Origin of the sequence: Crocosphaera sp., assembly GCF_030064895.1 — a bacterium.
Classification (GTDB): domain Bacteria; phylum Cyanobacteriota; class Cyanobacteriia; order Cyanobacteriales; family Microcystaceae; genus Crocosphaera.
Map to the genome: position 1 here is coordinate 90,745 of NZ_JASJEB010000004.1, position 6,321 is coordinate 97,065.

The 6,321-nt window shown below is 37.2% G+C and carries 7 protein-coding genes; 6 read left to right on the forward strand and 1 reads right to left on the reverse strand.

The features are described from left to right. The first annotated feature begins 134 nt into the window (after window positions 1–134). The 6 genes from QNJ66_RS01960 (at window position 135) to QNJ66_RS01985 (ending at window position 5,525) form a co-directional block, all read left to right on the forward strand. Window positions 135–323 carry a DUF3285 domain-containing protein gene (locus tag QNJ66_RS01960; protein ID WP_300502530.1) on the forward strand — a complete coding sequence of 63 codons (189 nt, stop codon included), beginning with the start codon at window positions 135–137 and terminating at the stop codon, window positions 321–323. A gap of 10 nt (window positions 324–333) precedes the next feature. Continuing rightward, window positions 334–858: an rRNA maturation RNase YbeY gene (gene ybeY / locus QNJ66_RS01965; RefSeq protein ID WP_300502532.1), complete on the forward strand. Its 525-nt coding sequence runs from the start codon at window positions 334–336 to the stop codon at window positions 856–858. 90 nt (window positions 859–948) lie between these two features. Then, window positions 949–1,458: a diacylglycerol kinase family protein gene (locus QNJ66_RS01970; protein ID WP_300502534.1), complete on the forward strand. Its 510-nt coding sequence runs from the start codon at window positions 949–951 to the stop codon at window positions 1,456–1,458. Window positions 1,459–1,505: 47 nt separating this feature from the next. Continuing rightward, window positions 1,506–2,102 carry an aminodeoxychorismate/anthranilate synthase component II gene (locus QNJ66_RS01975; RefSeq protein ID WP_300502536.1) on the forward strand — a complete coding sequence of 199 codons (597 nt, stop codon included), beginning with the start codon at window positions 1,506–1,508 and terminating at the stop codon, window positions 2,100–2,102. Window positions 2,103–2,123: 21 nt separating this feature from the next. Continuing rightward, window positions 2,124–2,912 (forward strand): MBL fold metallo-hydrolase, encoded by a 789-nt coding sequence (locus tag QNJ66_RS01980; protein WP_300502538.1) that lies wholly within the window; start codon window positions 2,124–2,126, stop codon window positions 2,910–2,912. A 93-nt stretch (window positions 2,913–3,005) separates the two neighbouring features. Continuing rightward, window positions 3,006–5,525, forward strand: coding sequence for an alpha/beta hydrolase (locus tag QNJ66_RS01985; protein ID WP_300502540.1), 2,520 nt, complete (start codon window positions 3,006–3,008; stop codon window positions 5,523–5,525). Between the two features lie 179 nt (window positions 5,526–5,704). Here the strand turns inward: QNJ66_RS01985 and QNJ66_RS01990 are convergent, their stop codons facing one another. Beyond that, the gene (locus QNJ66_RS01990) at window positions 5,705–6,109 is read right to left on the reverse strand and encodes a WbuC family cupin fold metalloprotein (protein WP_300502542.1); all 405 of its coding nucleotides are present in this window, start codon (window positions 6,107–6,109) and stop codon (window positions 5,705–5,707) included. Window positions 6,110–6,321 lie beyond the last annotated feature (212 nt).

Consider the following 6,321-nt stretch of genomic DNA (forward strand, 5'->3'; position numbering starts at 1 on the left):
TATGGGTCAATTTGGAAACTCTGGAAAATAGAGGGGTGATCTCGATCAATGAGCAATCCGTTACAAATTGTTGATTTTTCGTAACAACCTGTTACATTAAAAGACAAACTTGTGAAAAAATACGAAAAATTTCCATGACAAACACACCTCCATCTATCCAAGAAAATACTGCTGAAAATCCTAACAATGAACCTCAACCCAGTTACACAAAACTAGCGATGCGTAATATGGTTCGCAAGGGAGGACTATCTCTAAAACACTTTTTCCTGACTACTGTGGGACTTTTAGCTTTCTTAATAGGTATTTCTTATTTAACCCGCTAGTATGAACAGGATGATAGCTGTTGAAACTTCAAATCTCGTGATCGAGCTAAATATTCAAGACGTTTTCTGGGTTAATTCGCAGCAAGGGGCAATACCTGACCCTATTTCCCCTCAAACCTGGAAACAGTGGTTTCAAACATGGTGTAAAAACCTAGGTTTTGATCTACCCACTGCCTCTAATTATGAATTAACCCTAAGATTAACGGGAAATCAAGAAATTCAAAGCTTAAACTCCCAATATCGTCAGAAAGATAAACCCACCGATGTGCTGGCATTTGCTACCCTAGAGTGGGATTTCCCTAAGATTACTCCATCAGAAGACTATTTAGAACCTGTCTATCTTGGAGATATTGTCATTTCTGTGGAAACCGCAGACAAACAAGCACAAAAACAAGGCCACACCCTCAAACGGGAACTCGCTTGGTTAGCTGCTCACGGACTCCTGCATCTGTTGGGATGGGACCACCCAGATGAACTAAGTTTACAAGAGATGCTCCAAGAACAAGAAACATTATTAAGATTAGTCGGTCTTTAGATGGAAAATTGCTACACTGTATGTTCTAATTGAACAGACTTCGTAAAAATATTTAATTATTCTGTACTCAACTTAGTAAAACTTAAAATTATGAAAGCCGATTTTAACATGAGTCAACCCCCTGCTACACCCTTCTTTCCTAGTGCAGCAGCCTTAACACAGTCCCATCTTGCCCAGTATTCCTCAGAAGAAAGCCCCATAGAGATCAGAAAAAAATCTGCTTGGCACATTGCCCCTAATCTATTTTCCAGCTTTAAATATGCTTGGGCCGGCATTTCTTACGCTTTCATAACACAACGTAATTTCCGCATTCATACGGCCATGACAGTCACTGCTCTCAGTATTGGACTATTACTCCACATCAATGGTCTAGGAATGGCCATAGTTGCCTTAACTTGTGCTTTGGTTATGGTCTTAGAATTAGTGAATACCGCTTTAGAATCAGTGGTTGATTTAACCGTCGGTCAGTCTTATCATGAATTAGCGAAAATTGCTAAAGACTGCGCTGCCGGTGCGGTAATGATTTCGGCCCTAGCTGCTTTATTGGTAGCAAGTTTCATTATTGCTCCCCCCTTAGTAGCCATCGTCTTCCCTTTCTAAGCCGAAAAAAGCGATCGCATTTAAACCCATCATCGAGGAGATAAGCATTGATTCTCGTTATCGATAATTACGATAGTTTTACCTATAACTTGGTTCAATATTTAGGAGAATTAGGCTTTAAATGGCCAGTTGCTGAAGATATCCAAGTCTACCGTAATGACAAAATCGATCTCCCTAAAGTTCGTCATCTTAACCCCGATGGCATTGTTATTTCTCCAGGGCCAGGCCGCCCCGAAGACTCAGGAGTATCTTTAACCCTACTCCAAGAACTTGGGCCCACCGTTCCCATTTTAGGGGTCTGTTTAGGCCATCAAAGTATGGGGCAAGTGTTTGGGGGAAAGGTTGTTTCTGCGCCTATTTTAATGCACGGCAAAACTTCCCCTATTTATCACAATAATCAAGGAGTATTTCAAGGGTTAGATAATCCTTTTGAAGCCACCCGTTACCATAGTTTAGTGGTGGAACGAGAAACCCTTCCTGATATCCTAGAAATTACCGCTTGGACCGAAGACGGAACTATTATGGGACTCCAACATAAAGACTATCCGCACCTTCAAGGGGTACAATTTCATCCAGAAAGTATCTTAACCACATCAGGAAAATTCCTGTTAGAGAACTTTCTGAAGCTACTAAACCCGCAATAAATTCTATTTTTAACATTAATCATGAAACGGCGACAATTTATGCGTTATGCTGGGGCGAGTGCCATAGCAGCCACTGGGATGTCTGTAACCTCTCGTTTTCAAGCAGTTTCAGCCCAAAGTAAAGATTCTTTATCAATTCAATATTTAGGTCATACTGCCTTTTTATTTACTGGTGGAGGTATGAGAATTTTAGCTAACCCTTTTCGGGCGATCGGTTGTACGGCCGGTTATCGTTTACCCCAGGTTGAAGCTGATCTGGTGATTATTAGTAGCCAAATGTGGGACGAAGGGGCAGCCGAAAATTTGCCAGGAAACCCCAAAGTATTGTATGAACCAGGGGTTTACGAAATTAATGGTTTTCGACTTCAGGGGGTTGGTATTGCCCACGATCGCGAGGGGGGTAAACGTTTCGGAACTAATGTCGCTTGGCGTTGGACTCAAGGGGGTATCCGTGTAGTCCATTTAGGAGGTGCTGCGGGCCCCATTGATCTCGAACGGAAAATTTTATTAGGTAGTCCAGATGTGGCTTTAATTCCTGTTGGGGGCGGTCCAAAAGCCTATAATGCGACTGAGGGAAAACAAGCAATGGAAACGTTGCGCCCTAAAGTTATGATCCCTACTCATTATCGCACGTCAGCGGCCGATGAGGAAACTTGTGATATTGATCCCTTAGCTGGTTTCTTGGAATTAGTTGAAGACATGAATATTAAGCAGGTTAATAATAATCAAATGCGCTTGAGATTTGAAGATTTACCCAAAGAAGGGACTTTGATTCGGGTCTTGAATTATAAACCAGCTTTAAGAGCTTAGATAATGGACAATGGATAATTACTGATTTTTTCCCGTTCCCTGTTCCCCAAAACTAAAATCTATGTGTCCTAACCATTTTTTGTAATGCTATAGATGAAAGATTATTTTTTAGGTCATAAGTTAACCAAGATACTATCAACTGGACTCTGTTTTAGCTTAGGATTATTTCCTCTGTGGGGAGATAATCTCCCTGTTTATGGTGCAGAAAGGGTGGTTTTTTCTCTTTCTGTACTGGGGGATTTTTCTGTATCTGTAGATTCTCTAGAAGCATTTGCCAAAGAAGGCAAAATTAATCGAGATTTTGCTTTATATGCGAATAACTTAGATGCGAAAACTTTGGAAAATTTGCGTCAAGTTTTGAATCAAAGGTTTGATGCTGACCCCGTTATGGTTTCTCGTTTATTACGACGAGGAATAGGGGAAGCATTACTAAAACGCATGGGACAACTTGTTCAAATGGAGGGGAATGTTAATGGTTTTTATGGACTCCGTTCTGCTTTAGTTTTAGCTGCATTGGATGAATCTGAAGGACTAACCTTAATTAATGTTATGCGGTATTTTCCTCGGCAAGATATTCGCATTAACACCGATTTACTGTTTGATTTAGCTCAAGAATTTGCTACTTTATTCGAGTATGGAGATGCTACTGTAGAAGCGATCGCTCAACAAGGAAAATTAGAAGCAGCTAATGAGGAAGAAATAAATCAAGAAATATTACCTGATTTAGTTGAAACGGGGGACATAGAAGTTATCAAAACCTCTCGCAAGTTTGAAATTAATAAGATTAGACAAACTCCTTTAGGACTATCTCCTTCCTATTCTTTAAATGTGGATTTTTATCTACCTAAAAATCTAGAAAAACCTGCCCCTTTAGTAATTATTAGTCATGGGTTTGGTTCTTATCCTGATAATTATCAAATTGCTCAACATTTAGCTTCTTATGGTTTTGCGGTTGCTATTCCTCAACATTTAGGTAGCGATTTGGCTTATAGAGAAAGTTTTTTAGAGGGAAATATACGCATTGATATTAGTCCTTTTGAATATATTAGTCGTCCTTCTGATATTAGAGAATTATTAGATGAAATTGAAACTTTAGTTAAAACTGATTCGCAGTGGAGTCAACAAATTGATCTAGAAAGAATTGGTGTTTTAGGACATTCTTTAGGAGGCGTAACTGCTTTAAGTTTGGCAGGGGCAACTATCAATCTTCCACGACTAAAAGAAATTTGTCAAGACACCAATTTAATTCTTAATCCGGCTGGTTTATTACAATGTCGTGCTGATTATTTACCTCCAGGTAATTATAATTTTAAAGATCCTAGAATCAAGACTGTGATAGCATTACATCCTTTAAGTAGTGTTATTTTTGGACCGGAAGGTATGGGTAAAATTGATATCCCTATTTTAATGGTTGCAGGAAGTAAGGATCTGGTTTCGCCCACCATTCAAGAACAAATACATCCCTTTGTTTGGATAAAAAGTCCTCAAAAATACCTATCTTTATTAGTGCCAGGAACTCATTTTTCTACTATCTTACAACCTGATACCCAAGGAGTGGAAACTTTACCAGAATTCTTACTAGGAAATAATGCGGATTTAGGACGGCCTTATTTTAATAGTTTAGCAGTAGCTTTCTTCAAATTACATTTAACTGAAGATGATCAATATAGTTCTTATTTAACCAGTTCTTACCATCAAGAAATTAGTCAAGAAAGACTTAAAGTTCACCTAATTAAAAATCTTACTCCTCAACAATTACAAGCTTCTTATGACGGGAAACCACCCACTCCTATTATTCCGAAAACTGTGGTTGCTTCTCAACAAGAATCCCAAGAAACTATCTTAGAAGAAATAAAAAGAACAGGAATTATTAAAGTAGGACTAAGATTAGATACACCTCCCTTTGGTTATCTAGATGAACAGGGAAATTATACAGGTTACTGTGGTGATTTTATTCGAGAATTTAGCCAATATTTACAAAACAAATATAATGTTCAATTGTCGGTAGATGTTATTACAATTCCTTCAACAGAACAAACGAGATTTAATTTAGTTAAGGATAACATTGTTCATCTGGAATGTGGACCTAATACCATTGATAATAATATTGATGGCGTTAGCTTTTCTAACATATTTTTTATTAGCGGAACACAATTCTTTGTCAAAAAAGATAATCCAATTAATATTAGAAGTTCTGGACAATTAGAAGGTAAAAAGATTGGGGTATTAAGAAATACAACAACAGAAAGATTTATCCAAGAAAAATATAAACAAACAGAAATTATTTATTTTGAAGGCAATAATGCTTCGAGGGAAGGGATAGAAAAAGTTATCAATGACCAAATTGATTTATTTGCCGATGATGGTATTTTATTACTAGGAAAAATGAAACAAGAAAATTTAAGCTTAGACAACTATAAAATAATTCCAAATCGTCCCCTAACTTGTGAATTTTATGGTATGATTTTGCCCGAAAATGATCAGGAATGGTTAGGAATAGTTAATGAATTTATTGGTAGCAAAAATACTAAACCGATTTGGGATAAATGGTTTAAAGAACTGGTTCCTTATGTATTGTTAGATTTAGATTATTGTGTTAATAATACCAATTAATAACTAAAATTTTTCATGCCAAAATAATCTTATAAACCGTATCAAACTGTCAATCATTTCTATAGCACTACGCATTAATGTTAGGAGATTTTATTTATTTGGCGTTGCCTGTTTCCCTTTTCCCTGTTCCCTAAAACAAAAATCTATGTGTCCTAACCATTTTTTGTAATGCCATAGTTTTATTTGGAAAAGGCTGGATGTGCTTTGGCAAATTTTTGCTCAAAAGGACCTTCTTTTACCTCTAATAGCAATGCTTGTTCAGATAAACATTCGACACTATGAATTTCACCAGGAGCAAATTCAACTAAAGGTAAAGGATCATTAGCGTTGACAATGAAAGTTTTTTTAATGGAGCCTGTATCATCAAAAATATTGATTGAAATCTCACCTTTGATAACAGTAAACATCTCCCATTGATGAGCTAATTCATGATAATGAGGCTCAACATAGCTTTCTTTAACAAGAGCAATTAACAGGCGTTGTACCTTATCCTGATGGGATTTATGGAATAAGTAATGAACTCGTTTTCTAGGTGAAACTTCAGCACGAGAATATAATTCTTGTAACTCATCCTCATTAAGCATTCGCATTCTGTAGATCAAATATAGTTAAAACTCATTATAGTCTTAATCATACTTGTTTAATCCTCGTCTAAAAATAGAATTTGTTGACGCTCTCCTGGCTAAAGCCGAGGAGATTCATAACGAATCCCTGTCGGGATGGTTATTTTCTTGATTAAATAGACTTAACTGCAAAGTATATTCACTCAAGTTCCCAGGCACATCACGTTTGCTCT

Coding starts and splice junctions, on each gene's coding strand:
- ybeY (WP_300502532.1), top strand. CDS start 334: ATGATAGCTGTTGAAACTTCAAATCTCGTGATCGAGCTAAATATTCAA.
- QNJ66_RS01980 (WP_300502538.1), top strand. CDS start 2,124: ATGAAACGGCGACAATTTATGCGTTATGCTGGGGCGAGTGCCATAGCA.
- QNJ66_RS01985 (WP_300502540.1), top strand. CDS start 3,006: ATGAAAGATTATTTTTTAGGTCATAAGTTAACCAAGATACTATCAACT.
- QNJ66_RS01960 (WP_300502530.1), top strand. CDS start 135: ATGACAAACACACCTCCATCTATCCAAGAAAATACTGCTGAAAATCCT.
- QNJ66_RS01990 (WP_300502542.1), bottom strand. CDS start 6,109: ATGCTTAATGAGGATGAGTTACAAGAATTATATTCTCGTGCTGAAGTT.
- QNJ66_RS01970 (WP_300502534.1), top strand. CDS start 949: ATGAAAGCCGATTTTAACATGAGTCAACCCCCTGCTACACCCTTCTTT.